Genomic DNA, 25645 nt, shown 5'->3' with positions numbered 1-25645 from the left:
CAGCACCGCGGCCAGGGCGCCTTCCACGATGGCGTGCTCGGCGTCCGGAGGAACGACGGCCGCCTGACATTCGACCTCCTGCTGACGGGCGTCGCGCAGGCGCACCGGCGCGTCCAGGGACAGCAGGACCTGAAAGGTGGGGTGGGCGTGCGGCTCCGTTGGAGCGAGCGGCCCCACGTACATCAAGCGCCGGGGGCCAAAGAAGACGCGCCCCAGCCACCGGTCCTCACGGGAAGGCGGCACACGGGCGCGGGCGGGGCGAGGAGGCGTCATGGGGCGGGCTCGGTGCGCCATCCTCGCATGGCTCCGCCTGCGCATTCCCCGCGAGGAAGCAAGGCCCTGCCCCGGGGCGCCCCGGCCTGCCCGGTTCCTGAGATTCGGCGGACGATGCACCCCTGGCCGTAAGGGGCCGGTGGCGCCGGGCCCCCTGGGTGTATTGATTGAAGAAGGTCCGAGACACGGGAGAGCCCCCGCTCCAGGGGAGGGAGCGCGCCATGGTGGAGAGGGAGCCGGGCCTCGACGCAGCCGGGGACGTCAGCCCGCCTGCCCGGGGTGGACATGACGCGCTGATCGACAATGTCGACGGCATCGTCTGGGAGGCAGACCCCTCTGTCCGCTTCATCTTCGTGAGCAAGCAGGCGGAGCGGCTGCTCGGCTATCCGGTGGAGCAGTGGCTCACGGAGCCTCACTTCTGGATAGAGCACCTGCATCCAGATGACCGGGGCTGGGCCTCCACCTACTGCCACTCCGCGGTGGAGCAGTGCCTTCCCCACGAATTCGAATACCGGATGCTGGCCGCGGACGGCCGCGTCGTCTGGCTGCGTGACATCGTCACCGTGCTGTCCAAGGACGGCCGCGCCCACCGGCTTCAAGGCGTCATGGTGGACGTCACCGAGCAGCATCAGGCCCAGGAGCGGCTGGAGCAGACGGTGTCCCTGCTGGAGGCCACGCTCGACTCGACGGCGGACGGACTGCTGGTGGTCGACCGGGACGGACACATCACCGCCTGCAACCGCCAATTCGAGCGGCTCTGGGGACTGACGGGACCGACGGCCTGCATGCACGACGCGACGCTGCTCGCGGCTGTGCGCGAGAAGTTGAAGGCCCCGGACGCCTTCTTCTCGCGGGTCCAGGCCCTGTACGAGGCGCCATGGAAGGAGAGCTTCGACATCATCGAACTGCGCAACGGCCGCATCCTGGAGCGCTACTCCCTGCCCCAGCGCCGACGCGGGCGCATCACCGGCCGCGTCTGGAGCTTCCGCGACATCACCGAGCGCGTGCACGCACAGCGCGCGCAGGAGCGGCTGCTGGCCGAGGCGCACGAGGCCATTCGCGTGCGCGACGACTTCCTCTCCATCGCCGCCCACGAGCTCAAGACACCCCTGACGCCGCTGCGCCTCCACCTGGAGCTGCTGAAGCGGACGCTGGCGGCCAGGGAGCCCATCTCGCCCGAGCGCGTGGACAAGGCCATGGCGCAGGTGGACCGCCTGTCCGCGCTGGTCAACGATTTGGTGGACGCCACCAGCGTGGAGGCGGGCCGGCTGAAGCTGCATCGCGAGCCCGTGTCGCTCCTGGAGGTGGCGAACGAGGCGTGCTCGGAGTTCCGCGGCGCCAGCGCGGCGCATGCCTTCATGTGCGAGCTCCCCCAGGAGGACCTCCTCGTCATGGGCGACCGGGGCCGGCTGTCGCAGGTGCTGTCCAACCTCCTGGAGAACGCCGTCAAATACAGTCCGCTGGGCGGCATCGTGCGCGTCTCCCTGTCTCACGTGGACGGCAACGCCGTGCTCAGCGTGGCGGACGGCGGCATCGGCATCTCCCGGGAGCAGCAGGCGCACCTCTTCGACCGCTTCTTCCGCGCGAGCAACGCGCCCGTATCCGGCTTCGGGGGCCTGGGCCTGGGGCTCTACATCTGCCGGGACATCATCGAACGGCACGGCGGTCACATCTGGGTGGACAGCGAGCTGGGCCGAGGCTCCACGTTCCATGTCTCGCTGCCCGTGCTGACCGCGGCGGCGCAACGGGAGGCCCGGCCCTGACGCGGCTCACCGCAGGACCGAGCCACTGCTGAGCCGCGACACGGCGCCGTGCAACATGCCCAGCTGGCGGGGCACCCGTTCGAGCAACGCGCCGAAGACGGGGTCATCCGTCTTGCACGACACCTTCAACGGCGGCAGGGGCGGCGGCACGCGCAGGTCGCTGAGCGCGTCCGCGAGCTCGTCGAGCGCGCGCCCCGCCTGGTGCGCCAGCTGCTTCAACTGGTCGGGAACCTCCGCCTCCGGCCGCTCCATGCCCAGGGCCGTCACCACGGTGGCGAAGCGGCGCGCATAGGTGATGACGGCCATGCCTGACTCGAGCTGCTGGGGCGGGCCGTGGTACTCGGCGGTGAGCCGCTCGAAGGACGCCTCCGCGTCCAGCAGCGCCAGGCTGAAGGTGCGCCGCGCGGCGCCCACCTCGGGCCGGGTGCCGCTGCGTCGGGAGATGACCTCGCGCAGGTATTCACCATCCGCGCGTAACGCGGTCGCCGCGGCTTCCGGGAAGCGGCGGCGCTCCGGCATGGGCCACAGCAGCCACGCGCCCGTCAGCGCCAGCGCGCAGGCCACCAGCACACCCAGCGCGCGCTGGCCGGCGAGGCTCCAGTCCCCCGAGCTCAACGTGGCCAGCAGCAGGTAGTCGGGCGTGAGCAGGACCTGGAAGGCACCGAAGTTGATGGGCAGGAGGGACACCGACACCGCCGTGAGCAGGACGATGACGGCGAGCAGCGCGGAGGAGAATGCACGCGCGTGGCAATCACCGCCGCCAGGCATGCGCCCAGCAGCGTCCCGCCGACGCGCTGGAGCGCGCGCTCCTCCGTGATGGCCGAATACGGTTGGAGGATGGCGATGACGGTGAGGCTCACCCAGTGGGCGTCGCGGATGCCCAGCGCCCGCGTCACCACCAGCGCCGCCGTCGCCACCAGCCCCACGCGCAGCGCATGCCGGAAGACGAGCGAGTCGGAGCGGAGGTGGTCGCGAAGCGGGGCCAGCCACGAGCGCGCGCGCCGCGGCTCCTGGCCCACCACGCTCCGCCCGCGGTCGGACACCGGGTCGCCATGGAGCAGGCCCGCGGCCGTCTCGTGCGCCACTCCCGCCAGCTCCCGCAGCTTCCCGAAGAGCGCCTCCACGTGGAGGGACAGCGGGTCCTCGCGGTTCCGGATGTCTGGAGCGGGCCGGTAGCGCCGTCTGCGCGAGCGAGGCACCATCCGGGGCGCGCGCGGGACGCCTTCATTTCGCTCGCGCACCAGCACCTGCTCCACCCAGCTCGCCATGGCCGCGTAGGCGTCACACAGCGAGTCCACGCGCGCGCGCAGCGGCAGGAAGCGGGGCTCGCGCACGGCCGCCTCCATGGCCTCGGCCAGGGCGATGAGCTGGGCGGACATCGGCTCGCACGTCTCGAGCAACACGAGCAGGTGCTCGCCGCGCCGGGACCTGCCCAGGTGGGTGCCGCGCATGGCCCCCAGCGTGGCGCGCGCCTGCTCCATGAGGGGCCGCACGCCCATGTGCCGCTCCGCGGCCTCCACCCACTCCTGGGAGCTGGCGCCCTCGCGCGACAGGCGGCCCAGATCCCAGCACGCCTCCGCCAGCTCCCCATACACGCGCGCGATGGCCCTCCGCGCCGGGCGGTAGGGCCGCAAGGGCCACAGCACCAGGGACAGCGTCATGGCCCACAGGCCGCCGAAGAGCAGCCAGAAGGCGCGGGCCAGCGCGGCATCCACCCCCACCGCGGGCGCGCCCAGCGACACGACGAAGATGACCGCGAGCTGCCCGCCGACGGAGCCCGCCGTCTCTCCGTAGCTCCGCGCGAAGGCCGCCGCCGTCACCCCCAGCCACATCAAGGATACGTCCAGCCACGGCATGGACCCGCCCGGCGCGCCCAGCGCTCCCACCAGGGCCCCCAGCAGCGTCACCGCGCCCAGCTCCTTCGCACGCGTCCGGTACGAGCCGCCCTTGTCGGCCAATGACACCAGGAGACCGGTCAAGCCCCCCAGCCCGCGTCCTTCACGCCCAGCAGGAACGCGAGCACCAGGGGCACGGCGGTGGCCAGCGCGGTCCGCAAGCCCGCGCCAATGGCGGGCTTTCCTGGCCGGACGCGGAGGACGGAACGCAGGTGTCTCAGCAGTCGGCGCATCCTGGAGCGTTGACACCGTGCGGCGCGGAAGGAACCTCCGCCCTCCCTCTCCGGGCACCCCCGCGGCCAGGGGAGCCGGCGCGCCCGGGCTCGTGCGGCCAGGACTCGCGGCGGGATTGCGCCACCGGCGCGCCGCGCATGACGTAACGTGCCGGCCCTGCCAAGGAGCGACACCTCGTGGAGACCCTTGTCCGAATCGCGGAGAGCCTCGGCCGCTTCTCTTCGCGCTTCGTCCCCAGCGCGTTCGCCATCGCCGTCCTGCTCACGCTGCTCACCATGGCGCTGGCCACCGGCTGGGCCGGCGCCGCGCCGCCCGCCGTGCTGGACGCCTGGGGCGGCGGCTTCTGGGAGCTGCTCGGCTTCTCCATGCAGATGGCGCTGGTGATGTTCACTGGCTACCTGCTGGCCCTCACCGGCCCCGTGCGCGCGTTGCTGGAGCGCGCGGCGCGGGTGCCACGCACACCCCGGGGCGCGGCGGCGTGGATGGCCTTCGTCTCCATGGCCCTGGCCTACGTCAACTGGGGTCTGTCCCTGGTGGCCAGCGCCATGCTCGTGCGCTTCATGGTGAAGCGCCGGCCAGACGTGGACTACCGGCTGCTGGTGGCGTGCGCGTACTTCGGCCTGGGCGCCACCGGCACTCGGGCCTGTCCGCCTCCGCGCCGCTGCTGGTGGCCACGCCGGGCCACTTCCTGGAGAAGAGCCTGGGCGTGCTGCCCATCGACAGGACGCTCTTCTCGCCCTTCAACATCGGCCTCACGCTGGCCGTGGTGGCGGGGCTGACGCTGCTGGCGTGGGTGCTGCACCCCAAGCCGGAGAACACCGTCCGCGTGGACCCGGCGGTGCTGGAGTCCCTGGGCGACTTCACCCCGCCCCCGCGCTCCGCCGAGCGCGGCTTCGCCTCGTGGCTGGACCACTCGCGGCTGCTCAACACCGTCATCGGCATCCTGGGGCTGGTGTGGCTGGCGCGGCACCTGTGGATGAATGGCGGCTGGCGCGCGCTCAACCTCAACGTGGTGAACTTCACCTTCCTGGTGCTGGCGGTGCTGCTGCACGGCACCCCCGCGCGGCTGCTCAAGGCCAGCGAGGAGGCCGGCACCGTGCTGCACGGCATCGTCCTCCAGTTCCCGCTGTACGCGGGCATCTACGGCATCTTCAAGGCCACCGGCCTGACGGAACGCATCGGCGAGCTGTTCGTGTCGTTGTCCACGCGCGAGACGTTCCCCGCCATCGTCTACCTGTACAGCGGCGTGGTGAACTACTTCGTCCCCTCCGGCGGCTCGAAGTGGGCCATTGAAGCGCCCTACCTCCTGGACGCCGCGACGCGGCTGGGCGTGGCACCGGAGAAGGTGGTGCTGGCGTATGCGTGGGGCGACATGGCCACCGACCTCATCCAACCCTTCTGGGCGCTGCCGCTGCTGGCCGTGGCGCGCTTGGAGTTCAAAGAGCTCCTGGGATTCCTGCTGGTGGCCTTCCTCGTGTACCTGCCGCTGGTGACGCTGGCCTTCTTCCTCTTCGGCTGAGCGGCGACGCGGGCTGTGGTAGACCCAGCCTGGCAAGGCGGGCCTGGGGGCCTGTCACATCACGAGAGCGAGGGGACTTGAGATGGCGAAGATGCTGACGCGGGGCCTGCTGTGCGCGGTGCTGGGAATGTCGCCGGTGGCCATGGCGCAGGACGCGGAGCCCGCCGCCGCGCAGGTGAAGGCGCCGGACGCGGACGCGGTGCGTGACACCTGGAACTACTTCTACAAGGGCCAGGGCCAGGGCCCCGTGCTGGTGGAGGCCAAGGTCTGCACCGAGGTCGCCAAGGAAGGCCCCAACAAGTACGAGTGCATCGCGGAAGTCGGCCCGGAAGGCATCAAGGCCGGCACCAGCGTGATGCTGTGGCAGGCCTACCTGGTGCCGCAGGGCGACTCCGTCGAGGACATCATGGTGCAGTCGAAGCAGGGCACCGTCGTCCGTGAGACGAAGGACGTGAAGATCAAGGGCGAGGGCTGGCGCGCGCGGCAGTGGACGGGCCTGCGGCTGAACAAGCCTGGCGCCTGGACGGTGTCGGTGCTGCGCGGGGACCAGGTGCTGAAGGAGATTCAGGTCAAGGTGCTCTGATTCACCCCTGAAGCAGGTGGAAGCACCTCAGCGCCCGCCGGCGGCCCTCAGGCCACCTGGCGGGCGTTTGCGTTGGTGCACCCGGCACACACCTACCCCCAAGGCCAGGCAGTCCGTCGTTTTTCCCCCGACGTTCCCTGCCGGACAGGGAGTTTTTTCAGCGCGCCGACACCCGCCTCTGCCCCGAGGGCAATGTTCCGCCCGTCTCCAGAGGGGAGCCGCCCCATCACGGCGTCTGGCAATGCCCTTGCACAAGAGGTTCTCCGGTTGAGGGGCAGGGGGTTGTCGGGGCTGGGGTTGGGGGAGAGACCGGGGCGGGGATGGTGGGGCGGCGGCGATGGGCAATCGGGGTGCTGGCGTTCGGGCTTCTCCTCGTGGGGTGCGGGGAGAGGGCGCACGCGGCAGCCCGCGCCCCGGGCTTGGAGGTGGCGGGGTCGGCTGCAGGTGAGGGCGAGGGGTCCTGGCGTGGACGCGTCCGCTGGTTCTGGGGGACAGCGAAGCGCCACATGCCGTGGTGGCTCCCGACGGGGACGTCCTCGTCGCGGCGACCTACCGTGAGCCTCTGGACCTTGGGGAGGCTCCCTGCCCTTCAACCACGTATCAAGAGCGCCTCACCTGCTGGTGGCGCGCTTCTCTTCGGAAGGCACCCTGCGCTGGGCGCATGGGCTGACACCGGAGACAGACACCGCGCGCGCGCACGTGGGCGGGCTCACCGTGGATGGCGAAGGCAACGCGTGGCTGGGCGGCGTGTCCGCAGGCTTCGCGCAGGGCGCGGTGAAAATCCCGCCCGGAGCCTTCCTGGCCCGGCTGTCGCCCCAGGGCGCGCTGGAGCGCGTGCGGAACTTCGACGGCACGGGTGCGCTCACCGTCAATGCGCTCGCGCCGGACGGCACTGGCGGCGTGGTGCTGGTGGGAGACTTCCAGGGCCAACGCGACTTCGGCGACGGCGTGAGGGAATCCCCTCAGGGCCAGCGCTCCGCCTTCGCGGTGAGCCTGGACGCCAGCGGCCGGACGCGCTGGAGCCGCACCTGGGCCGCGGGGAGCGAAGGCCTGGTGACGGCCCGGGCCGTGGCGGTGGATGTCTTTGGCGGCGTGCACGTCGCGGGGGCCTATGCGGGTTCCGTCTGCTTTGGCGGGCCGGCGCTCGTCACGGTGCGGCAGCGCACGCCTTTCGTGCTGAAGCTGTCTTCGGACGGCGAGCACGCCTGGAGCCGGGACTTGCGTGGCACCGAGGGCACCGCCAATGCCCTGGCGGTAGGCCCCGACCGCGTCTTCGTCGGAGGGAACTTCTCCGGGCGCTTCTACTTCCGGGGGAAGCCTCACACCTCCAACGGCTATCAGGGCTTCGTGACTGTCTTTGATACCCATGGCAAGGAACGCTGGGCGCGCTCCTTCGCGGCCACCGCCACCGCGCTGGCCACGGATGATGCCGGGCAGCTCACCCTGGGGGCTCGCATGATGGCGGGCTGGATTTGGGCGGCGGCGGCGTGCCCGCGGGCCTCTACGTGGCCCGGTTCCACCCGGAGGACGGCGCTTCGCTCTGGGTGCGCAGCTTCACCAGTCCAAGCCCCACCCTGGCGCGCACGGTGGCGGTGGATTCGAGCGGCCACACGGTGGCGGCGGGCGCGTTGGCGCGCTCGCTTCCAGAAGGCACGCCCTACCCTCGCCCGCGGGATGGATTCCTCCTGCGACTGAGGCCCTGAGAAGGAGCCGGCGCGGAGCCCACGCCTTCAGCACGTGAGCAGCACGGCCCTGCTGTCCACATTGAGGACCTGGGGCCCCGCGGGCCCCAGCGAATCAAATACGCAGACAGCGATTAGAACAGCCGCAGCAGGGTCAGCGAGACGTTCGCCGTGGCGGAGCTCACGCCGCCGAGGATGCACTGGGTCACCCCGGGCACGGACAACACGTCCATCGTCTTGATGGCGAGCGCATTCTCATACCGGCCGCTGGAGACCCGGCCCAGCACCGTCACCATCGTCATCCCCACCGGCCGCACATCCGCTCCACCGAGGAATTCGATGACGCTCTGGGAGCCGTCATTCCAGGTCACGGTGTTCTGGGTGGGCACGCTCGCCATCAGACAGCTCGCCACGCCATTCCCGGTGATGGTGAACGAACCAAAGGCAATCCCGGGGGCCGTCGCGTCCAGACAGGACGAGAACTGCCCCGAGCCCGTCACGTCCACCAGACGGGCGAAGAGCGAGATGGCCGGCGTGTAGTTCTGGCTCTGGTTTCCTTGCATGCACTCGACCAGGGTGAACTCGGGCGGGGGAACCTGCGCGAACGCCGCCGCGGGAGCGACCGTGAACGCCAGCGCGGCAATACCACTCACGCAACTGGCAACAGCGAATGAGGACTTGAGAGACAGACGCTTCATGGCGACCTCCAATGCAGCGGGGGGAGGCGCCAAGATTGAGAGGCAGCCGGCATGCAGCCATTGCCTTGGAGAGCCGGCGCTCGTCATGCGCTCGCCAGTCTCCTCGGCTGGCTCTCAGAAAATGAAAGGCGGGCTCAGTTCGCGTGCAGCCACTCGCGCAGCTTGGTGGTGGTCAGCGCGATGGCGCCTCGCGCCGCCGGCGTCTGCGCCAGCGCGTTGAGCATGACGAAGTCGTGATGCGTCCCCAGGAAGCGGACCTGGGTGACGTTGACGCCCGCCTCGGAGAGCTTCGCCGCGTAGGCTTCGCCCTCGTCACGCAGCACGTCGTTCTCGTCGGTGATGACCAGCGCGGGGGGCAAGCCCTTGAGCTGGTCCAGTGACGCCCGCAGCGGGGACACATGCGGGTCCACGCGCTTGCCGGCCTCCGGCAGGTAGGCATCCCAGAACCACTTCATCGCCTTGCGCGTCAGCCACGGCCCCTCCGCGAACTCCTGGTAGGAGCCGTTGTCGAAGTTGGCGTCGGTGACGGGATAGAAGAGCACCTGGAAGCGGATGGACGGGCCCCCGCGCTCCTTCGCGAGCATGCTGACGACGGTCGCCATGTTCCCTCCGACGCTGTCTCCCACCAGCGCCATGCGGCGGGCATCCACGTTGAATTCGTCCGGATGCTCCGCCACGTACTTCGTCGCGGCATAGGTCTCTTCGATGGCCACGGGGAACTTGTTCTCAGGCGAGCGGCCATAGTCCACGAACACCGCGGCGACATTCGCCCCCTTGACCAGCTCCCGCACCAGCCGCTCGTGCGTCCTGGCATCTCCCATCACCCAGCCCGCGCCGTGGACGAACACCACCACCGGCAGGCGCTCCTTGCTCCCCTTCGGCCGGAAGAGCAGCGTCCGGACGGAGCCCCTGGGCCCCACGGGCAGCTTGCGCTCCTCCACGTCCGCGTCTGGCATGGGCACTGGAATCGACTGCGCCTCGAGGAGGACTTCCCGTGCCTGCTCTGGCGTCAGGGTATACAGCGGCGGGCTGTTCGAGGCCGCCAGGTCCGAGACGAACTTCTGCGTGGAAGGGTCCAGGTTCATGCGCGCTGCTCCTTGGTCCGGCGCCCGAGGACGGACGCCGCCGGAAAGGTGCCAACCCGGGCGCGAGCGTCAGCAACCATGCGGGCGAGGCCCCGACGCGGCGCCAGCGGGCGCGGCAGGCCCTGTCTGGGCTAGACTCCGCGTTCGCATTCACAGAGGAGCGATGGATGAACCGCTTCGCGCTGCGCGACCTCACGGACCGCCTCGACGCCCAGACCCAACACGAGGACATCGTCCGCATCCTCGCCACCCGGGAGTTCCCCTGGGACGTCGAACAGGCGCTCAGCTTCGCGCTGTTCCGCACCTACGCGGTGCCCAGCATCGGCGTCCTCCTGCACGACACGGGCGAGTTCACCCAGCGCACCCAGAAGCGCTACGACGACACCGTGCTCATCCTGGACACCATCCTGGAGCACGGCATGGCCAGCCAGGAAGGCCGGAGCGCCTTCCGGCGCATGAACCAGATGCACGGCGCCTATGACATCTCCAACGATGACATGCGCTACGTGCTCTCCACCTTCGTGGTGACGCCCGTGCGCTGGATTGCGGACTTCGGATGGCGGCCGTTCACGCCGCATGAAGTGACGGGATGGACGAACTACTACCGCGCCGTCGGCCGCCACATGGGCATCCAGGACATCCCGGAGACCTACGAGGCCTTCACCTCGCTCATGGACGGATACGAAGCCAAACACTTCGCCTTTGACGCGCGCAGCAAGGCCGTCGCGGACGCCACCCTGGAGCTGCTCACCACCTTCCCGCCGACAAACCTCGCGCCCAAGCGGCTGGTCACCCTCTTCGCACGCACGCTGATGGAGGACGCCCTGCTGGACGCGTTCCACTACCCCCACCCGTCTGGCCTCAGCCGAAAGGTGTTCCGTCTGGCGCTCAAGGCGCGCGGCACGTTCGTCCGCTACGCGCTGTCTCCAAAGAAGGAGCCCGCCTACGCCCGGCAGCGCGCGAACATCCGCAGCTACCCGAATGGCTACGCCGTCGAATCCTTGGGAACCTTCCCCAGGACGTGTCCCGTGAAGCATGGCGCCGCCGCGGAGGGCTCGCCTCAGCGCGCGCCGCCCAAGGGCGGCCCCTGAAGCACCCGGCGCCTCACGCTGTATGCCATCCGGGCACAGACCGGCGGCTTCGTGGGAGAAAAGGCGCACACAGGAAACTTTCGCCCACATACCCCGACAATCATTTCAAGAAACACATCGCGGGGCCGCGAAGGCCCACGGGGGAAACGCCATGTTCAAGGTCAAGCAAAACCACACGTTCCAGAATCCGATGCGGCAGCAGATCGACCAGACCACGCAGGGCAAGCAGAGCGACTACGCCCACGCGGTCGGCGGCGTGAACCAGATTCTCGACCGGCACAACATCGGCATCTCTTCGCGCTCCCAGGCCAGCGTCATCGACAACGTGAAGAAGGTGGAGACGGGGGAGCGCAGCGAGGTCAACGCCCACCAGCGCGAGGCCCTGAACTTCGGCCGGGACGCCTTCGAAAGCGCCAAGAAGGGCAACTACAAACAGGCGGGCGTGGAGGCCTTCGGCTCCACCGTCAATGGACTGGCCTCGCTGTTCAAGTCCATCTACACGGAGACGCCCAGCGAGAAGCAGGGCATCGCTCCCCACTGAGGTGACGCGCTCCAGTTCGCCGCCGCGCCTTCTGTCGTCTCGTCCGTCATTCCTGGAGCGCGCACGCCCGAACAGGTGAAGGCGAACGTGCAGTCCATGACGGTCGCGATTCCAGACGCCTTCTGGGAGGCACTGAAGAACGAAGGGTTGATTGCGCGGGACGCGCCCGTCACCTCCGGGCCTGGGTTCATTGCCGGGTGAGCTGTTTTTGCTAGGCTTACCCGCGCGAGGTGGACATGGCCCGTATCGCCGACGGAGTGGGGGACATCGCGAGCGACTTCAAGTTCGCGATGCGGATGCTCCGGAAGGACCCGGTCTTCACGCTGGTGGCCGTGCTGTGTCTGGCATTTGGGATTGGCGCCAACGCGGCCATCTTCAGCGTGGTGGATGCGGTGCTGCTCCGCCCGCTGCCCTACCACGAGCCAGGGCAGCTCGTTCGCCTCTTCGAGACGACACCGGCGCGGGACCCGACGTGGCGGGGCTCGGTGTCGTGGCCCAATTACCAGGACTGGTCCACCCAGCTCCCCTCGCTGGAAGGCGTGGCCGCCTACGAGTTCCAGGGCCGCAACCTGATGACGCCCGAGGGCGCGGAGCGGGTGAACGTGGTGGCGGCCACGGCCAACCTCTTCCAGCTCCTGGGCACGCCGCCCAAGCTGGGCCCCGGCTTCGCGCCCGGAGATGACCAGCCCGGGGCCGCGCCCGTCGTCGTCATCGGCGAGGGCCTGTGGCAGCGCCGCTTCGGAGCCGACCCGGGCCTCGTCGGGCGCACGCTGACGCTGGACGGACAGCCGCACACCGTGGTGGGCATCCTGCCCACGGCGGTGGGCTTTCCCGCGGGGGCCCGGATGGAGGTCTTCATCCCCTTCGTCCCCTCCGCGGACCGGGTGGACAACCGGGGCTCGCACTTCCTGAGTGTCCTCGGGCGGCTGCGCCCGGGGTCCCGCCCCAGACGCTCGCCGCGGAGCTGAAGGAAGTGGCGCGCCGCATCGAGGAAGAGCACCCCGCGCAGCAAGCCGGGCGAAGCGCCGCGGCGGTGTCCCTGTCGGAGACGGTGACTGGCAACGTGCGGCCCACGCTGCTGCTCCTGCAGGGCGCGGTGCTGCTGGTGCTGCTCATCGCATGCGCCAACGTGGCCAACCTGCTGCTCGCCCGGACCTCCACGCGGCAGCAGGAGATTGCCGTCCGCTTCGCACTGGGCGCGAGCCGGGGACACATCGTGCGGCAGCTCCTGGTGGAGAGCCTGCTGCTGTCGCTGCTGGGCGCGCTGCTGGGCGTACTCCTGGGCGCCTGGGGTGTGAACGCCATGGGCAACCTGGTCCGGGCGTCCTTCCCACTCACCGGGGACCTTCCCCTCAACGGGCGGGTCCTCGGCTTCCTCCTGCTGATATCCGTGGGAAGCGCGCTCACCTTCGGCCTGACACCGGCGCTCCAGGCCACGCGCACGCCGCTGCGCGCCAGCCTCGCCGAGCCAGGGGCCAAGCAGTCTCCGTCGCGCGCGCACCGCTCCTTTCGCGGCGCGCTCGTCGTGACGGAGGTGGCCCTGTCGTTGGTGCTGCTCGTGGGAGCGGGGCTGCTGCTGCGAGGCTTTCTGAAGTTGCTAAGCACCGAGCCCGGGCTGGAGCCACGCCACGTCCTCACCGCCCACCTGCCCATCACCCCGAACCAGTACCCCCGGGAGGAGGTCGTCGAGCGCCTCTTCCAGCCCATCCTGGAGAAGGCCCGGACGCTCCCGGGCGTGGAGTCCGCGGCGCTCATCTCCCTGCTGCCCATCCAGACGGCGTGGACCAGCGGGGACTACGCAGTAGAGGGAGAGCTGCCGGCGGAGCCGGGCAAGACGCTGTTCGCGGAGTTCAGGACGACCAGCCCGGACCTGTTCAAGTCGCTGGGGATACCGTTGCTGGCCGGCCGCGACTTCACCGAGGACGACGGCCGCGGCGCCGAGCAGGTCGTCATCGTCAACCAGGCCCTCGCCCGCCGGCACTTCGCGGGAAGCGAGGCCGTGGGACGCCGGCTGCTCATCGGGGGCCAGCCCGTGGAAATCATCGGCGTGGTGGGAGACGTGCGGCAGGCGGGCCTGGACCAGCAGCCCCTCCCCGAGGTCCACCTCCCCTACAACCATCCGCGCTCCACGCTCTGGTACTTCCAAGCGGTGACGCTGGTGCTCAAGACACGCACGGCGCCCGCTGGCGTGGCGGCCACGCTGCGCGGCGCGGTGCGCGCCGTGGACTCCGAGCAGCCGCTCTACAACATCATGACCATGGAGGAGATCATCCAGCAGTCCGTGGCGGGACGGCGCCTGAGCCTCACGCTCCTGGGCTCGTTCGCGCTCATCGCGTTGGTGCTGGCCACCGCGGGCCTCTACGGCGTCATCTCCTACCTCGTCTCGCAACGCACCCAGGAGATTGGCATCCGCATGGCGCTTGGGGCGCCTCCGGGCCGGGTGGTGCGGCTGGTCATGGACCAGGGCATGAAGATGGCGGGCTTGGGAATCGGCGTGGGGCTCGTCGCCGCCTTCGGACTGTCCCGCTACATGGAAAGCCTGCTGTACGGCGTCAGCGGGACGGACCCACTGACCTTCGGCGTGTTCGCCCTGTTGCTGGGCGGCGTGGCGCTGCTGGCCACCTGGCTGCCCGCGCGCCGCGCCTCCCGCGTGGACCCCATCATCGCCATCCAGAAGCGATGACGGGGCGCTGTCCCTCGCGCCCGGGGCCTCCAGGAGCGAGGGACACGGACGCCTGGCATCAGGACGCTTCGCGCAGCGCTGTCAGCTCCTCCACGTCCTCGGGCACCGGGTCCAGCGCGGCCGACAGCGCGGGATAGGCGGTGAGCAGGTCCTCCACCTTGGCGCCGAACTGGAGCCACCCGACGATGCGCACCGCGTCCTCGTTGGTGATGCACACCCGGCGCAACCGCCGGTTCACCACGAAGTGACGCTTGCCCTCGGGCGTGTCGAATTCATAGCCCCGCAGCAGCTCCGCCGCGGAATAGCCCCGGTCCGAATCCTCGACCTCGGCGAAGGCCTTCTTCAGTGCGTCCCGCCCGTAGCGGCTGAGCAGCAGCAGCAGGTGCTCCCGGTCCACCCAGTGCCCGTGCTGGTAGACCTTCCGCTCGCGCTTGAGGCGGTTGTAGCGCTCCAGCATGGCCTGCGCGCCAGCCGCGTCCAGCCCCGTGGCGGGCTCGTATTCATAGAAGAGGTCCAGCACGGTGTCCGTGCGCGGCTTGAAGGTCTTCACGCCGAACTGCTCGGGCGACAGGTGGATGGGCGCGTTGTGCTCGAAGACGAAGGTCCCCGTTCCCTCCGAGTGCAGGATGTCCGAATGCCCCAGCAGGAACTGGACGGTCTCCTCCGCTTCGGCCTCCGTCTCCGTGGGGAAGCCGAAGAAGTTGAAGGTATGGCTCCAGATGCCCGCGTCGTGCGCGAACTGGAGATTGTCCACCATCACCTTCTGCGTGTTGTTCTTGCGCATGTGGCGCTGCACGCGCTCGGACGCCGTCTCCAGCCCGATGTAGAGCGAGCGGAAGCCGATGTCGTGCATGTTCTGGAAGTCCTCCCGCGTGAAGTACTTCTCGAACTTGTAGAGCGCGGTGAAGAAGTAGCGCCCCTTGGGGACGGCGGGCGGCAACATGCGAAAGAGCTTGGGCGGCAGCGCCTCGTCGTTGAACGCGAAGTGCCGGACGCCATGGCGCGCGTTGAGCACCTCCAGGTCCTTGGCAATCATCTCGGGCGCGCGCATGCGGTAGCGGTCGCCGTAAATCATGCCGTGGTAGCAGAACGCGCACTTCCCCCAGTAGCAGCCGCGCGTCGTCAGCAGCGGCAGGACAATCTCGGGGGACAGGTACTCATCCAGCGGCAGCCCCCCGAAATCCGGCGTGGGGACCTCGCTCATCGGCAGTGAGTCCCCCAGCGGCGTCAGCACCAGGTTCTCACCCTCCATGAAGGCGAAGTTGGGCGGGCGGTCTCCCCGTGGGTCTTCCACGGACAGAAAGCGGTCCAACGGACGCTCGCCCTCGTACCGGCAGATGAAGTCGAAGCACCTGCCAAACAGCTGGGTGACCCACGTGCTTTCCTTCTCCACCAGGCGGGAGAACACGCTGCCCCCCACCAGCACCGGGACGTCCGGATGACGCTGCTTCAGCACACGGCAGAGCGTGAGTCCCGCGACAATCTGCTCGGTGCCGATGATGGACACGCCGAAGTAGCGAGGCAGCTGCTTGACGCCCGCGACCTGCTCCTCGAAGAACGCGATGAAGGGGTTGGCGTTGCGGTTGTCGATGAAGGCGAGCAGTGACGGAATGGAGCCCAGGACGTCGCCGTCCTGGAGTGACGTCGTCCCCACCTCGATGACGGGCTCCGCCGCGGAGAACGCCGCGAGCAGCGCCTTGAGCGCGTCCACGCTGTCCTTGAAGCGCTCCACCGTGCCGTAGGTATCGCCGGTGCGCAGCCCCTCCACCTGGACGATGAGCTGCTCATACTCCTCCAGCGTCGCCAGCGCCTGCAGGCACCGGGCGCGGTAGAGGCGGTGCTCATCCGTCAGCGCCGCGATGAAGCGCTCCAGCCGCGCCCGCGCCAGGGGCAGGCGCGCCCGGCTGATGAACCAGCGATAGAAGACGACGTTCCAGTCGTCCTGGTGGACGCGGTGGCCCTTCTGCTCCAGGTAGGCCTTGAGCGACGGGGTGCTCAGGAAGGGCTGGAGCGGAGACCACTGCGGAGGAAAGACGAGATGAAGGTCCGGTCGCGAGCTGTCGCGGGCCTCCTGGGGGGTGTCACCGGGCCGCTGCGTCAAGGGCGTTTCCATGGGCCAGAACCTCCATGTGCTGGGCTGAACCGACAAGGCTGTGCGTCATCGCGCGCCGGGAGCGCTCCCATGAATTGAATGCCCCCGAAGAAGCGCTGCCTCCCAACAGGAAGGCAGCGCTGACAACAGACTTCGGTGGAGCTATGCGAGGCCCAGGTCCGCGACGAGCGACTGGAGCATCACCGGCTTGCCGCTGGCCATGGTGCCAGGCTTCACGACCTGCTGCTGTTGCTGCTGCTGCTGCTGCTGGACCTCGGTCGTCGGGAAGCTGACGTTGCTGACGCCAATGGTGTCATTCACCACGGGCTTCAGGGTCGCGGCGTTGCTGGCGAAGGCTCCGAAGAGCACCGTCAGGGCAGCCGGTGAGGCGAGTGCGCGAATCGTACGACGAGAACCCTTCTTCGAGTCGTCCATGCGTACCTCCGGGGGTGTTGTTTTTGTCTGCGACCCGTTCAGGTCTTCACGCATCACCTGTCCGGGCGTCTTGATTGTCCATGACCCTCTCACGACATATCAAGACGCGCCCCGGCAAAAACAAACACCCCGCCGCCACCATGACTGAATGACTTTATCAGACACCTGAAACGGCGAACGCGGGCCTCCGGCGTACCGGGGCCTCGCGACGAATTGGAGACGGGCAACGCCGGGGACTCAAGGCGTCGGAGGCGGAGGCGGCGGGGGCGGCTCCGGCGTGGGAGGTAGGGCCAGCCCCGGGAACTCCGCCGCCGTGCCAGTGAACACCATACGCGTGCCGCCACGGAGGACCTCGAACTCGAAGGACGAGGGCGCTCCGGTGCGCCAGACGAAGAGGATGTCCGATGGGCGGGAAATCTGCTGCGTGTTGATGCGCACGATGACGTCGTTCTTCTGGAAGGGCCAGAACGCCACCGGAGAAGACTCGGTCACGACCACCGCGCTGAGGTCACGCACCGTCTTGAGCTCGACCACCAGGCTCGCACCATTCGCCTGCATGGAGACGCGGTCCGTTGAGGCACGGGTGCTGGCGGAGTTCACCGTGGCCACCCTTTCACGCGAGGAGTTCGCGGCATGACTCGGGCCTGCGCTGGCCACGAGCAAACCCAGAATCAGGATGGGACTGTTCACAGGCGACCTTCCTTGTGGAGGTGGACTGCGGGACGACGAGAGGAGCGGCTCCGGACCTGGGCCTGTCGCACGGCTCAGCGAGGCCCTGCCTTTTCAGACCATCGGCATGGACGACAGGCTTCATGGCTGCGACATGAAGCAGCGCACGAAGAGATAATCCAACCATGACTCATGGTCAAATCACGACGGCCCATCTGTGAATGCAGCCATTTCGCACCAACACGACGAGGCGCGCAACGACAGGACTCTCGTTTGGATCCTCCCGTATTTCCTGGCAAGAGCCAGTCCCATCACGGATGTCTGGATGCCGGGTTGTTACATTTCATGTCACAACTGGGACTTTCCCGACACCGGCGACGACCGCGTGCGTCGAGCCTTGCTCCAGGCAGACTCGGACGCACGCCGCCATCCACCGCCTCACGCAGTCACGGCGCGTCAGCGCGCGAGGCGCTCCTGGGTGGGGCATGCCACGTTGGTCGGCATGGCCCACAGCGCGTCACCCCAGGTGTTGGAGTAGGCGCGGAAGAACACGGTGCCGCCCACGCGGGTGAAGGCCTCGGGCGAGGAGCCGCCCAGGGGACTGAGGTCCGCGACGAGACCTGTCCGCTCGGGCGTGCCGTCCGTCACCCAGGGCTCCAGGCCCGTGCCGCCCTCGTTCGAGCTGAAGAGCAGCGTCCCGGCGCCGGTGTCGAAGAGCGGCGAGGCCCACTCATCGGACGTCGACAGGCCCCGGCTGAGCTCCCGCGTCCCGGCCGCCGTGCCATCCGTCACCCAGAGGCTCACCTCGCGAGGCGCGGGCCCAGGCGTGCCGATGCCCACGGACAGATAGAGCTTCCCGCCCGCGCGCACCGCCATCTGCGCGAAGGGCCACGCGCCGGGCTGACCCGCGTAGCGATTGGGCAACGTGGTCACCGTCTCCTTGCCACCGCCCGCGAGCGACACCCTCGACACCCTCAAGGCTGTCCCTCCCCCGGCCACGGACGACAGATAGACGTGCCCACCCAGGGCCCCCAGCAGCCGGACATCGCCACCGAAGGACTCCAGGCGCACGGTGCCGCCCGGAGTCCCGTCCGTCTTCCAGACCTCGGTGATGGCCCCCGAGTCCCAGAAGGTGAAGACACCCACGCCCGTCTCGGTGCGCGCCCAGCCGGAGAGATAGATCCGCTCCGCGTCCAGACGCTTGACCCGCATGGTTCCCGCGGCCGTTCCATCCGTCCGCCACAGCCAGGTGCCCGCCCCCGTGCTGCTCATGGTGAACAAGCGCGCCCCCGCCACCTCCAGCGAGCGTGACGACACCTCCTGGTCCGGTCCGTAGGCCATGAGCTGGAACGTCCCCGCCTCCGTCCCATCGGAGCGCCACAGCGACACCCCGGCCCCCGCGGAGGGGTTCCGGAAGAAGGTCAGCACGTCCCCTGCCTGTCCCAGGTAGGACAGCGAGGAACTGGCGGTCCCCGGCTCGAGGTCCCTGACGAGCCGCGTGCCCGCTCCCGTCCCATCACTGACCCACAACTCCCTTCCAAATGGCGACGCATTCACCATGAAGAAGAGGCGGGCGCCCACCGGCGTGAACCCGCTCAGTCCCTGGTAGCCCGGTCCCGGCGCGATGAACTCCTTCACGGGCACGGTGCCCACGGAGGTCCCATCACTGCGCCACAGGGTGGCGCGGTCTCCGTAGAGGTCCGACCCGAAGTAGAGCGTGCCCTGCACATTCGTCAGTGAGTCGGGCACCGGCACGTTCGGGGACGGGAGCGGCGCGCCCGGAGGCAGGATGTCCTTCACCTTGTAGACGGTGCCCCCGGGAGCACAGGCATGTGCCTGGACCCGCGCGTCCCCGGTGGCGGCGCTCACGTCCTCCTCGACACCACCACAGCCCAGCATCCCCAGCCCCGCGAGAACACACCAGCTTCCAACGCGCATGTGCACCACGCCTCTCCGGCCCGAAACCGGGGGACGGTGGGAAGCAAGGTGGCGAACGCCCATTGCCCTGGAGGGCCGGCCGCTTCAGGAAATCCGACAAGGCGTCTGGCCAAGGCAACGCGCTCGGGTCGATGGAGACGCCCTTCGCCCGGTTCTTCAGGCGCTGACGCGATGAATCTCGACTGCTGTTGGGAACCTCCTTCGACATCCGATGCGGCTGCGACGGACCGGGCCGCAGCATCCGTTCTCCCCATGGGAAGTGCTGGTGCGGTTGTCCTCCGCGGCAGCACTCGGCACGTGCTTTCAGCGAATGACGTGGTTGATGCATCATCCCTGGAGTCCACTCCTGGAAGGAGCCGAGCCATGAAAGCCTCCCGTCTCATCGCCTCGCTGACCGCGTGTCTCTCCTTGTCGCTCATCGCCTGCGGTGGCGGAGAGGCCGACCTGGACGTCCCCGAGGGTGAGGCCCCTGTCAGCGTCGAGCAGGGCCTGGGCTACCCGCCGCACTGCCCCAATGGAGACCTCATCTACTGGCTCGAGAACGTGCAGGCCTGTACGGCGAAGTGCGGAAACACGCGTCAGAACGGCCAGCCCGCCACCCAGTACGCGGCATGTCAGTCCAACATCACGGGCACGCGCACGCTCATCAACGTGCGTTACTGCATCCCCGGCTGCGAACTGCTTTGAGTCGACGTCCAGCCTGGGCAGCGCGTGCGCATTCCAACGGCACACGTCAGACCCACGCCATGGAATGTCCCCACTGATGGCGACTGGCTTCGAGAGAAGGCTTTGCCTTCTCCCGAAGCGGGCACGTCGGATGGAACGCAGGGGGCCTGAAACGTGGACGAGCCTGGACATCGCTTTGGAAGCGCCGTGGTCATGGGCGGCAGCATGGCGGGGCTGCTGAGCGCCCGCGCGCTCGCGGACCACTTCGAGAAAGTCATCATCCTGGAGCGGGACTCGCTCCCCGGCGCGCACGCGGCGCGCAAGGGTGTTCCCCAGGGCACGCACGTCCACGTGATGCTGGACGCGGGTCACCGCCTCCTGGAGCGCTTCTTCCCCGGCCTCCTCCAGGACCTCCAGACCCAGGGAGCCGCGCTCATCGATTCGAGCCGGGACGTCGCGTGGCACCACTTCGGCGTCTGGAAGTCGCGCGTCCCCCAGGGCCTCCCCCTGCTGGTGTGTACGCGTCCCTTCCTGGAATGGCACGTGCTGCGCCGGGTGCTGGCGCTGCCCAACGTCGAGTTTCACGGCGGCGTCTCGGTCGAAGGGCTGCTCACGGACGCCTCCCACCAGCGCGTCACCGGCGTGCGGTTGAAGAAGGCCGGCGTGGAGGAACCGCTGGAGGCCGCGCTGGTGGTGGATGCCACGGGCCGGGGCTCGCGTGCACCCCAGTGGCTGGAGGCCCTGGGCCATGCACGTCCCGAAGAGGAACAGGTGCGGGTGGACCTCGCGTACACCACCCGCCTCTACGAACCTCCCGCGCACCTCCAGGAGGACTGGAAGGTGCTCATGCAGTACCCGTGTCCGCCGGTGAACTGGCGCGCGGGCTTCATCTCCCGCGTGGAGCAGGACCGCTGGATTGTCACCCTCAATGGGTACTTCGGTGAGCACGCGCCCACGGACGACGAAGGCTTCCTCGCGTTCGCCCGCTCACTGCCCCAGCCAGACCTGTACGCCTGCCTGCGGGAGGCCCGGCCGTTGGGACCGCTCACCCTGCACAAGGTGAAGGAGAGCCGCTGGCGGCACTATGAACGCCTCGCGCGCTTCCCGGAGAACTGGGTCATCGTCGGTGACGCCGTGTGTGCCTTCAACCCCGTCTTCGGCCAGGGCATGTCGGTGGCGGCCCAGGGCGCGGCGCTGCTCCACGCCTGCATCGAAGAGCAGGCCAGGCGCTTCCCCACGACGCTCGACGGACTCGCCCAGCGCTTCCGCAAACGCCTGTCCGACACCATCCGCCTGCCCTGGTTCATGGGCACGAACATCGACCTGCAGTACCCGCAGGCCGTCGGCCAGCGGAAGCCCGGCGTGGGGGTGCTGCACTGGTACATCCGGCGGATGATGGAGCGCAGCTCCCGGGACGCCGCCGTGCACCGGCAGTTCAACCGCCTCCTGCATCTCCAGGCAGGGCTGGGCGCCGTCCTCCAGCCTTCAGTGGCCCTGCCGGTGCTCGCGGACGGCGCCCGAGCGCTGTTCATGCCCCTGCATGCGCGGGCGAACACAGACATCCGCCCGGCCCTGCCCGCCTCATCTCCATGACGGACCGGCGCGCGAATGCACGCGGCGGCCGAGCCGCTCCGCCAACGCTCACCCTGCGCTGTCCAGCTTGACGGGGGCAACTCCAGCCTCCTCTCCCCTCAGAAGAAACACCCAGGCTTTGACGGTGCGGACGTAAGCATCTATGATGCGCAACTGATTCGCAGAATCAAAATCACTCTATCCAGCGACCACCGTGAGTCCATCCAACAGGCGTTCCCTTCCGCTCTTCGCCCTGCTTTCCGTCGTCGTCGTGCTGGCCGTCCTGTGGGTGGGCGTGAGGTTCCAGCGCCCGGACGCCGCCGCGTCCGCTCCCGCCGCGGAGGCTGCCGCGCCGGAGGGCCGAACGGTGACGCACGGACAAGGCACCACCGTCGTCCCGTTGAAGCCGCGGCGGGTGGTGGTGTTCGACCTGGTGGCGCTGGACATCCTCCAGGCCCTGGAGGTGGACGTCCACGGCGTGGCGGGCGACATGTTCCCCCAGCACCTGACCCGGTTCCGGGACGCGAAGTACCCGCGCATGGGCACCCTGTTCGAGCCTGACTACGAGGCACTCCAGGCCGCGAAGCCGGACCTCATCATCACCGGGGGCCGCTCCAGCGCGAAGTATGCAAACCTCTCCCGCATCGCGCCCACCATCGACGTGCCGATGAGCGGCAAGGACTTCATCGCCTCGGTGATTGCCAACACGGAGATGCTGGCCAGCGTCTTCGGCAAGGAGGAGAAGGCGCGCGGCCTGATTGAGGACCTGCGCAAGTCGGTGGCGGACCTCCAGCAGGTGACGGCGACCCGGGGCAAGGGCCTGGTCGTGCTCGTCACCGGAGGGCGCATGAGCGCCTATGGCCCGGGTTCGCGCTTTGGCGTCATCCATGGTGACTTCGGCGTGCCCGAGGCCGCCGAGGGCCTGCGCACCTCGCTGCACGGCGAGTCCATCAGCGCGGAGTTCATCCGGGAGAAGAACCCCGACTGGCTGTTCGTCATCGACCGGGACGCCGCCACCGGTCAGAAGGAAGGCAATGCCCGGCAGGTGCTGGACAACGAACTGGTGCGGCAGACGACGGCCTGGCAGAAGAACCAGGTCGTCTACCTGGACCCCGGCGTCACCTACCTGACCGGCGGCGGCATCCAGTCCGTCAAGCAGCTGCGCGACCAGGTCGCGAGCGCCTACACGCAGGCCCAGTAGTCCCTCCCCACCGTGAAGCGCGCGTTCGCCGCCGCCGCCGTCCTCGTCACGCTGGCGGTGGTCAGCCTCCTGATTGGCGCCAGTGACGTGTCCTGGCGCGCCCTCTTCGCTCCCGAGCCGGATGAGCGCGCCCTCCAGGTGCTGGTCATCAGCCGGCTGCCGCGCCTGTTCGCCGTCATGCTGGCGGGCACGTCCCTGGGCGTCGCGGGCCTCATCATGCAGATGATTGCCCGCAACCGCTTCGTGGAGCCCACGACGGCGGGCACCGCGGAGTCCGCCAGCCTGGGCCTGCTGACCGCCACCCTGCTGGCGCCTGGCCTTCCGGTGCTCGGGAAGATGATGGTGGCCACCGTCTTCGCCCTCGCGGGGACGGCGCTGTTCCTGCTGGTGCTGCGGCGCATGCCCCTGCGCTCGGCCCTCATCGTCCCGGTGGTGGGCCTGATTCTGGGAGGCATCATCGATTCGGCGACGACCTTCTTCGCCTACCGGTACGACCTGCTTCAGACGGTCAACGCGTGGACCACCGGCGACTTCTCCACCGTGCTTCGCGGCCGTTACGAGCTGCTGTGGGTGACGCTGGGCCTCACCTGCGCCGCCTACACCGCCGCGGACCGCTTCACCGTGGCCGGCATGGGCGAGACGTTCACCACCAACCTGGGGCTGAACTACCCGCGCATCGTCGCGCTGGGGCTGTTCATCGTCGCCCTGGTGACCGCGATGGTGGTCGTCACGGTGGGCATGATTCCGTTCCTGGGCCTGATTGTCCCCAACCTGGTCAGCATGGTCATGGGCGACAACGCGCGCAGGTCCATTCCCTGGGTCGCGGTGAGCGGCGCCGCCTTCGTGCTGCTCTGCGACATCGTGGGCCGCGTGGTGCGCCACCCGTATGAGATTCCCGGAGGCACCATCGCTGGCGTCATCGGCAGCGTGCTCTTCCTGTACCTCCTGCTGAAGCGAGGCGCCCGTGCCGGCTAGCGCCCCGCCCGTCACCCCCCTGCGGCCCCTGCTCGTGCTGGGCTGCGTGGCCGTGGCCTTCATGGCCCTGTTCATGCTCGTCGACGTGAGCGGCCCGTGGGACTTCGTGCTGCCCTTCCGCGGGAAGAAGGTCGCCACCGCGCTGCTGGTGGGCTACGCCGTCGCCGTCTCCACGGTGCTCTTCCAGACGGTGACGGGCAACCGCGTGCTGACGCCCGCCATCATGGGGTTCGACTACCTGTACGTGCTCATCCAGACGTGCCTGGTGTTCTTCCTGGGCTCCACCACCGTGGCGGGGCTGGACCCCCGGTTCCTGTTCGGCGCGGAGGTCATCATCATGGTGGCCTTCTCCGCCATGCTGCACGGCTGGCTCTTCGGCAGGGCCCGGGGCAACGTCCACCTGCTGCTGCTCAGCGGCGTGGTGATGGGCGTGCTGTTCCGGAGCCTGTCGTCGTTCGTCCAGCGCGTCATCGAACCCAACGAGTTCATCTTCCTGCAGGACCGCTTCTTCGCCAGCTTCAACGACCCGGAGCACGACCTGCTGCTGCTCTCCGCGGTGCTGACGCTGGGGGTCTCCGTGCTGGGCCTGCGGCTGCTGCGCGCCTGTGACGTCCTGGTGCTGGGCCGGGAGGCCGCCATCAACCTGGGCGTGGACTACCAGCGGACGGTGTCATGGGTGCTGGCGCTGGTGGCCATCCTGGTCGCCGTGTCCACCGCGCTGGTGGGGCCCGTGACGTTCCTGGGGTTGCTGGTGGCCAACATCGCCTACGCGGTGATGCGGACGTATCAGCACGCGTTCGTCCTCCCCGCCGCCGCGCTCATCGCCGCCATCGCCCTGGTCGCCGGGCAGTTCATCCTGGAGCGCGTCTTCCGCCTGGACACCAATCCCCGGGTCATCATCGAGTTCGTCGGTGGGGCGGTGTTCATCGCGATGCTCATGAGAAAGGCCACGAGATGATCGAGGCGAAGAACGTCAGCAAGCGCTACGGTGAAACGCTGGTGGTGGATGGCGTCACCCTGAGCCTGCCCGTGGGCGGCATCACCTCCATCATCGGCCCCAACGGCGCGGGCAAGTCGACCCTGCTGTCCATGATGAGCCGGGTGATGCCCATGTCGTCGGGCAACGTTTGGGTGGACGGGCTGGACGTCACCACCACGCCGGGGGACACGCTCGCGAAGCGGCTGGCCATCCTCCGGCAGGACAACCACATCTCCGCCCGGCTGACGGTGCGTGAGTTGGTGACCTTCGGCCGCTATCCACACACCAAGGGCCGCCCCACCGTGCAGGACCGCGAACACGTGGAGCGGGCCATCGAGCACATGGGGCTGAGCGCGCTCGCCGACCGCTTCCTGGATGAGATGTCCGGCGGCCAGCGTCAGCGCGCCTTCGTGGCCATGGTGCTCTGCCAGGACACGGACCACGTACTGCTGGACGAGCCGCTCAACGGCCTGGACCTGAAACACGCGGTGTCCATGATGAAGCGGCTCCGGCACGCCGCGGACATGCTGGGCAAGAGCTTCGTGCTGGTGCTGCACGACATCAACTTCGCCTCCTGCTACTCCGACCACATCGTCGCCATGCGCGACGGCAAGGTCGCGTTCCAGGGCCGCCCGGAGGACATCATGCGCCCCGACGTCCTGCGCGCCATCTACGAGCTGGACATCTCCGTGCAGCAGATTGAGGGCGACTGGATTGCCACCCACTACCGGTGATGGCGCGGCGCACCAGCCTGGGAAGCAAGGGGTTTCCACTAATCACAGACACTTGCACTGCCTTCTCGGGCTGTGCCACATTTCACCGCGCTGGCCATGACGTCAGCAGACAGCAAGACGCCACCATCTCAAACCAGGAGTTCGCCATGAAGAAGGCCCTGTACTCTTTGGCTGTGCTGATGCGGTTTGCTCGCGCGGACAAGCTCTCCGCCCCGTATATCTATTACTAGTCAAAAGCCGTCAGGCATTGTGCCCTGACGGTTGGGTCTCAAGAGCTGGTCGACGTGGGTGGAGCGCATGGTTCGCTCCATCTGCGCCAGCGGCAGTTCCCCCCTCC

At 68.8% G+C, this 25645-nt stretch carries 23 protein-coding genes and 1 pseudogene; 15 read left to right on the top strand and 9 right to left on the bottom strand.

Annotated features, from left to right (window positions below; all coding sequences use genetic code 11):
- Positions 1-494: 494 nt before the first annotated feature.
- Entirely contained in the window at positions 495-2036 is a 1542-nt protein-coding gene (locus QEG98_RS04015; RefSeq protein WP_316565807.1) for an ATP-binding protein, read from the top strand.
- A gap of 6 nt (positions 2037-2042) precedes the next feature.
- Here QEG98_RS04015 and QEG98_RS04010 read toward each other — a convergent pair whose 3' ends face one another.
- The 3 genes from QEG98_RS04010 to QEG98_RS04000 are packed head-to-tail and all read right to left on the bottom strand — an operon-like array spanning position 2043 to position 4164.
- Positions 2043-2723, bottom strand: coding sequence for a hypothetical protein (locus tag QEG98_RS04010; protein ID WP_316565806.1), 681 nt, complete (start codon positions 2721-2723; stop codon positions 2043-2045).
- The gene (locus QEG98_RS04005; RefSeq protein ID WP_316565805.1) at positions 2648-4015 is read right to left on the bottom strand and encodes an FUSC family protein; all 1368 of its coding nucleotides are present in this window, start codon (positions 4013-4015) and stop codon (positions 2648-2650) included. The genes QEG98_RS04010 and QEG98_RS04005 overlap by 76 nt, the downstream gene beginning before the upstream one ends.
- Entirely contained in the window at positions 4012-4164 is a 153-nt protein-coding gene (locus tag QEG98_RS04000) for a hypothetical protein (protein WP_316565804.1), read from the bottom strand. Before QEG98_RS04000 ends, QEG98_RS04005 begins: the two co-directional genes overlap by 4 nt.
- A gap of 177 nt (positions 4165-4341) precedes the next feature.
- On the opposite strand from QEG98_RS04000, the pseudogene QEG98_RS03995 reads away from it, so the two are divergent.
- From QEG98_RS03995 to QEG98_RS03985, 3 genes and pseudogenes are all read left to right on the top strand, one after another.
- Positions 4342-5684: pseudogene (locus tag QEG98_RS03995) on the top strand (short-chain fatty acid transporter).
- Between the two features lie 82 nt (positions 5685-5766).
- Positions 5767-6267 carry a hypothetical protein gene (locus QEG98_RS03990; protein WP_090485950.1) on the top strand — a complete coding sequence of 167 codons (501 nt, stop codon included), beginning with the start codon at positions 5767-5769 and terminating at the stop codon, positions 6265-6267.
- Between the two features lie 621 nt (positions 6268-6888).
- Positions 6889-7962, top strand: a complete 1074-nt coding sequence (locus QEG98_RS03985; RefSeq protein ID WP_316565803.1) for a hypothetical protein — start codon at positions 6889-6891, stop codon at positions 7960-7962.
- Positions 7963-8083: 121 nt separating this feature from the next.
- Here the strand turns inward: QEG98_RS03985 and QEG98_RS03980 are convergent, their stop codons facing one another.
- Together QEG98_RS03980 and QEG98_RS03975 are read right to left on the bottom strand one after the other, a co-directional pair.
- Positions 8084-8647 carry a hypothetical protein gene (locus QEG98_RS03980; protein WP_316565802.1) on the bottom strand — a complete coding sequence of 188 codons (564 nt, stop codon included), beginning with the start codon at positions 8645-8647 and terminating at the stop codon, positions 8084-8086.
- Between the two features lie 134 nt (positions 8648-8781).
- On the bottom strand, positions 8782-9732 hold the full coding sequence (locus tag QEG98_RS03975; RefSeq protein ID WP_316565801.1) for an alpha/beta hydrolase: 951 nt from the start codon (positions 9730-9732) through the stop codon (positions 8782-8784).
- A gap of 167 nt (positions 9733-9899) precedes the next feature.
- On the opposite strand from QEG98_RS03975, the gene QEG98_RS03970 reads away from it, so the two are divergent.
- The 4 genes from QEG98_RS03970 (at position 9900) to QEG98_RS03955 (ending at position 14047) form a co-directional block, all read left to right on the top strand.
- Positions 9900-10823, top strand: coding sequence for an oxygenase MpaB family protein (locus QEG98_RS03970; RefSeq protein WP_090485961.1), 924 nt, complete (start codon positions 9900-9902; stop codon positions 10821-10823).
- A 151-nt stretch (positions 10824-10974) separates the two neighbouring features.
- The gene (locus QEG98_RS03965) at positions 10975-11364 is read left to right on the top strand and encodes a hypothetical protein (protein ID WP_316565800.1); all 390 of its coding nucleotides are present in this window, start codon (positions 10975-10977) and stop codon (positions 11362-11364) included.
- Positions 11365-11600: 236 nt separating this feature from the next.
- Positions 11601-12332 (top strand): ABC transporter permease, encoded by a 732-nt coding sequence (locus QEG98_RS03960; protein ID WP_316565799.1) that lies wholly within the window; start codon positions 11601-11603, stop codon positions 12330-12332.
- A gap of 5 nt (positions 12333-12337) precedes the next feature.
- Positions 12338-14047 carry an ADOP family duplicated permease gene (locus QEG98_RS03955; RefSeq protein WP_316565798.1) on the top strand — a complete coding sequence of 570 codons (1710 nt, stop codon included), beginning with the start codon at positions 12338-12340 and terminating at the stop codon, positions 14045-14047.
- A 58-nt stretch (positions 14048-14105) separates the two neighbouring features.
- On the opposite strand, the gene QEG98_RS03950 is transcribed toward QEG98_RS03955, so the two are convergent.
- The 4 genes from QEG98_RS03950 to QEG98_RS03935 form a co-directional block, all read right to left on the bottom strand.
- Positions 14106-16160, bottom strand: a complete 2055-nt coding sequence (locus QEG98_RS03950; RefSeq protein ID WP_090485972.1) for a B12-binding domain-containing radical SAM protein — start codon at positions 16158-16160, stop codon at positions 14106-14108.
- Positions 16161-16301: 141 nt separating this feature from the next.
- A complete protein-coding gene (locus QEG98_RS03945; RefSeq protein ID WP_225888511.1) occupies positions 16302-16574 on the bottom strand; it encodes a hypothetical protein in 273 nt (90 codons plus the stop codon).
- Between the two features lie 237 nt (positions 16575-16811).
- Positions 16812-17132, bottom strand: coding sequence for a hypothetical protein (locus QEG98_RS03940; RefSeq protein ID WP_316565797.1), 321 nt, complete (start codon positions 17130-17132; stop codon positions 16812-16814).
- A gap of 567 nt (positions 17133-17699) precedes the next feature.
- Positions 17700-19181, bottom strand: coding sequence for a hypothetical protein (locus tag QEG98_RS03935; RefSeq protein WP_316565796.1), 1482 nt, complete (start codon positions 19179-19181; stop codon positions 17700-17702).
- Positions 19182-19544: 363 nt separating this feature from the next.
- On the opposite strand from QEG98_RS03935, the gene QEG98_RS03930 reads away from it, so the two are divergent.
- The 7 genes from QEG98_RS03930 (at position 19545) to QEG98_RS41620 (ending at position 25538) form a co-directional block, all read left to right on the top strand.
- Positions 19545-19868, top strand: a complete 324-nt coding sequence (locus tag QEG98_RS03930) for a hypothetical protein (protein WP_316565795.1) — start codon at positions 19545-19547, stop codon at positions 19866-19868.
- Between the two features lie 153 nt (positions 19869-20021).
- On the top strand, positions 20022-21440 hold the full coding sequence (locus tag QEG98_RS03925) for an NAD(P)/FAD-dependent oxidoreductase (RefSeq protein ID WP_316565794.1): 1419 nt from the start codon (positions 20022-20024) through the stop codon (positions 21438-21440).
- A 250-nt stretch (positions 21441-21690) separates the two neighbouring features.
- A complete protein-coding gene (locus tag QEG98_RS03920) occupies positions 21691-22620 on the top strand; it encodes a siderophore ABC transporter substrate-binding protein (protein WP_316565793.1) in 930 nt (309 codons plus the stop codon).
- A 12-nt stretch (positions 22621-22632) separates the two neighbouring features.
- Positions 22633-23595: an ABC transporter permease gene (locus QEG98_RS03915; RefSeq protein ID WP_090485991.1), complete on the top strand. Its 963-nt coding sequence runs from the start codon at positions 22633-22635 to the stop codon at positions 23593-23595.
- On the top strand, positions 23585-24553 hold the full coding sequence (locus QEG98_RS03910) for an iron chelate uptake ABC transporter family permease subunit (RefSeq protein ID WP_316565792.1): 969 nt from the start codon (positions 23585-23587) through the stop codon (positions 24551-24553). Before QEG98_RS03915 ends, QEG98_RS03910 begins: the two co-directional genes overlap by 11 nt.
- Positions 24550-25308, top strand: coding sequence for an ABC transporter ATP-binding protein (locus tag QEG98_RS03905; protein WP_316565791.1), 759 nt, complete (start codon positions 24550-24552; stop codon positions 25306-25308). The genes QEG98_RS03910 and QEG98_RS03905 overlap by 4 nt, the downstream gene beginning before the upstream one ends.
- Positions 25308-25538, top strand: a complete 231-nt coding sequence (locus QEG98_RS41620) for a cittilin family RiPP precursor (protein ID WP_090485999.1) — start codon at positions 25308-25310, stop codon at positions 25536-25538. The genes QEG98_RS03905 and QEG98_RS41620 overlap by 1 nt, the downstream gene beginning before the upstream one ends.
- The last annotated feature ends 107 nt before the right edge of the window (positions 25539-25645 follow it).

This window comes from Myxococcus sp. MxC21-1 (assembly GCF_032612255.1).
GTDB lineage: Bacteria > Myxococcota > Myxococcia > Myxococcales > Myxococcaceae > Myxococcus > Myxococcus virescens.
Note: the sequence above shows the minus strand (reverse complement) of the source record. Positions and strands in the feature narration are given on the sequence as shown.

Coding starts and splice junctions, on each gene's coding strand:
- QEG98_RS04015 (WP_316565807.1), top strand. CDS start 495: ATGGTGGAGAGGGAGCCGGGCCTCGACGCAGCCGGGGACGTCAGCCCG.
- QEG98_RS04000 (WP_316565804.1), bottom strand. CDS start 4,164: ATGCGCCGACTGCTGAGACACCTGCGTTCCGTCCTCCGCGTCCGGCCA.
- QEG98_RS03990 (WP_090485950.1), top strand. CDS start 5,767: ATGGCGAAGATGCTGACGCGGGGCCTGCTGTGCGCGGTGCTGGGAATG.
- QEG98_RS03980 (WP_316565802.1), bottom strand. CDS start 8,647: ATGAAGCGTCTGTCTCTCAAGTCCTCATTCGCTGTTGCCAGTTGCGTG.
- QEG98_RS03975 (WP_316565801.1), bottom strand. CDS start 9,732: ATGAACCTGGACCCTTCCACGCAGAAGTTCGTCTCGGACCTGGCGGCC.
- QEG98_RS03970 (WP_090485961.1), top strand. CDS start 9,900: ATGAACCGCTTCGCGCTGCGCGACCTCACGGACCGCCTCGACGCCCAG.
- QEG98_RS03965 (WP_316565800.1), top strand. CDS start 10,975: ATGTTCAAGGTCAAGCAAAACCACACGTTCCAGAATCCGATGCGGCAG.
- QEG98_RS03960 (WP_316565799.1), top strand. CDS start 11,601: ATGGCCCGTATCGCCGACGGAGTGGGGGACATCGCGAGCGACTTCAAG.
- QEG98_RS03950 (WP_090485972.1), bottom strand. CDS start 16,160: ATGGAAACGCCCTTGACGCAGCGGCCCGGTGACACCCCCCAGGAGGCC.
- QEG98_RS03945 (WP_225888511.1), bottom strand. CDS start 16,574: ATGGACGACTCGAAGAAGGGTTCTCGTCGTACGATTCGCGCACTCGCC.
- QEG98_RS03940 (WP_316565797.1), bottom strand. CDS start 17,132: ATGCAGGCGAATGGTGCGAGCCTGGTGGTCGAGCTCAAGACGGTGCGT.
- QEG98_RS03935 (WP_316565796.1), bottom strand. CDS start 19,181: ATGCGCGTTGGAAGCTGGTGTGTTCTCGCGGGGCTGGGGATGCTGGGC.
- QEG98_RS03930 (WP_316565795.1), top strand. CDS start 19,545: ATGAAAGCCTCCCGTCTCATCGCCTCGCTGACCGCGTGTCTCTCCTTG.
- QEG98_RS03905 (WP_316565791.1), top strand. CDS start 24,550: ATGATCGAGGCGAAGAACGTCAGCAAGCGCTACGGTGAAACGCTGGTG.
- QEG98_RS41620 (WP_090485999.1), top strand. CDS start 25,308: ATGGCGCGGCGCACCAGCCTGGGAAGCAAGGGGTTTCCACTAATCACA.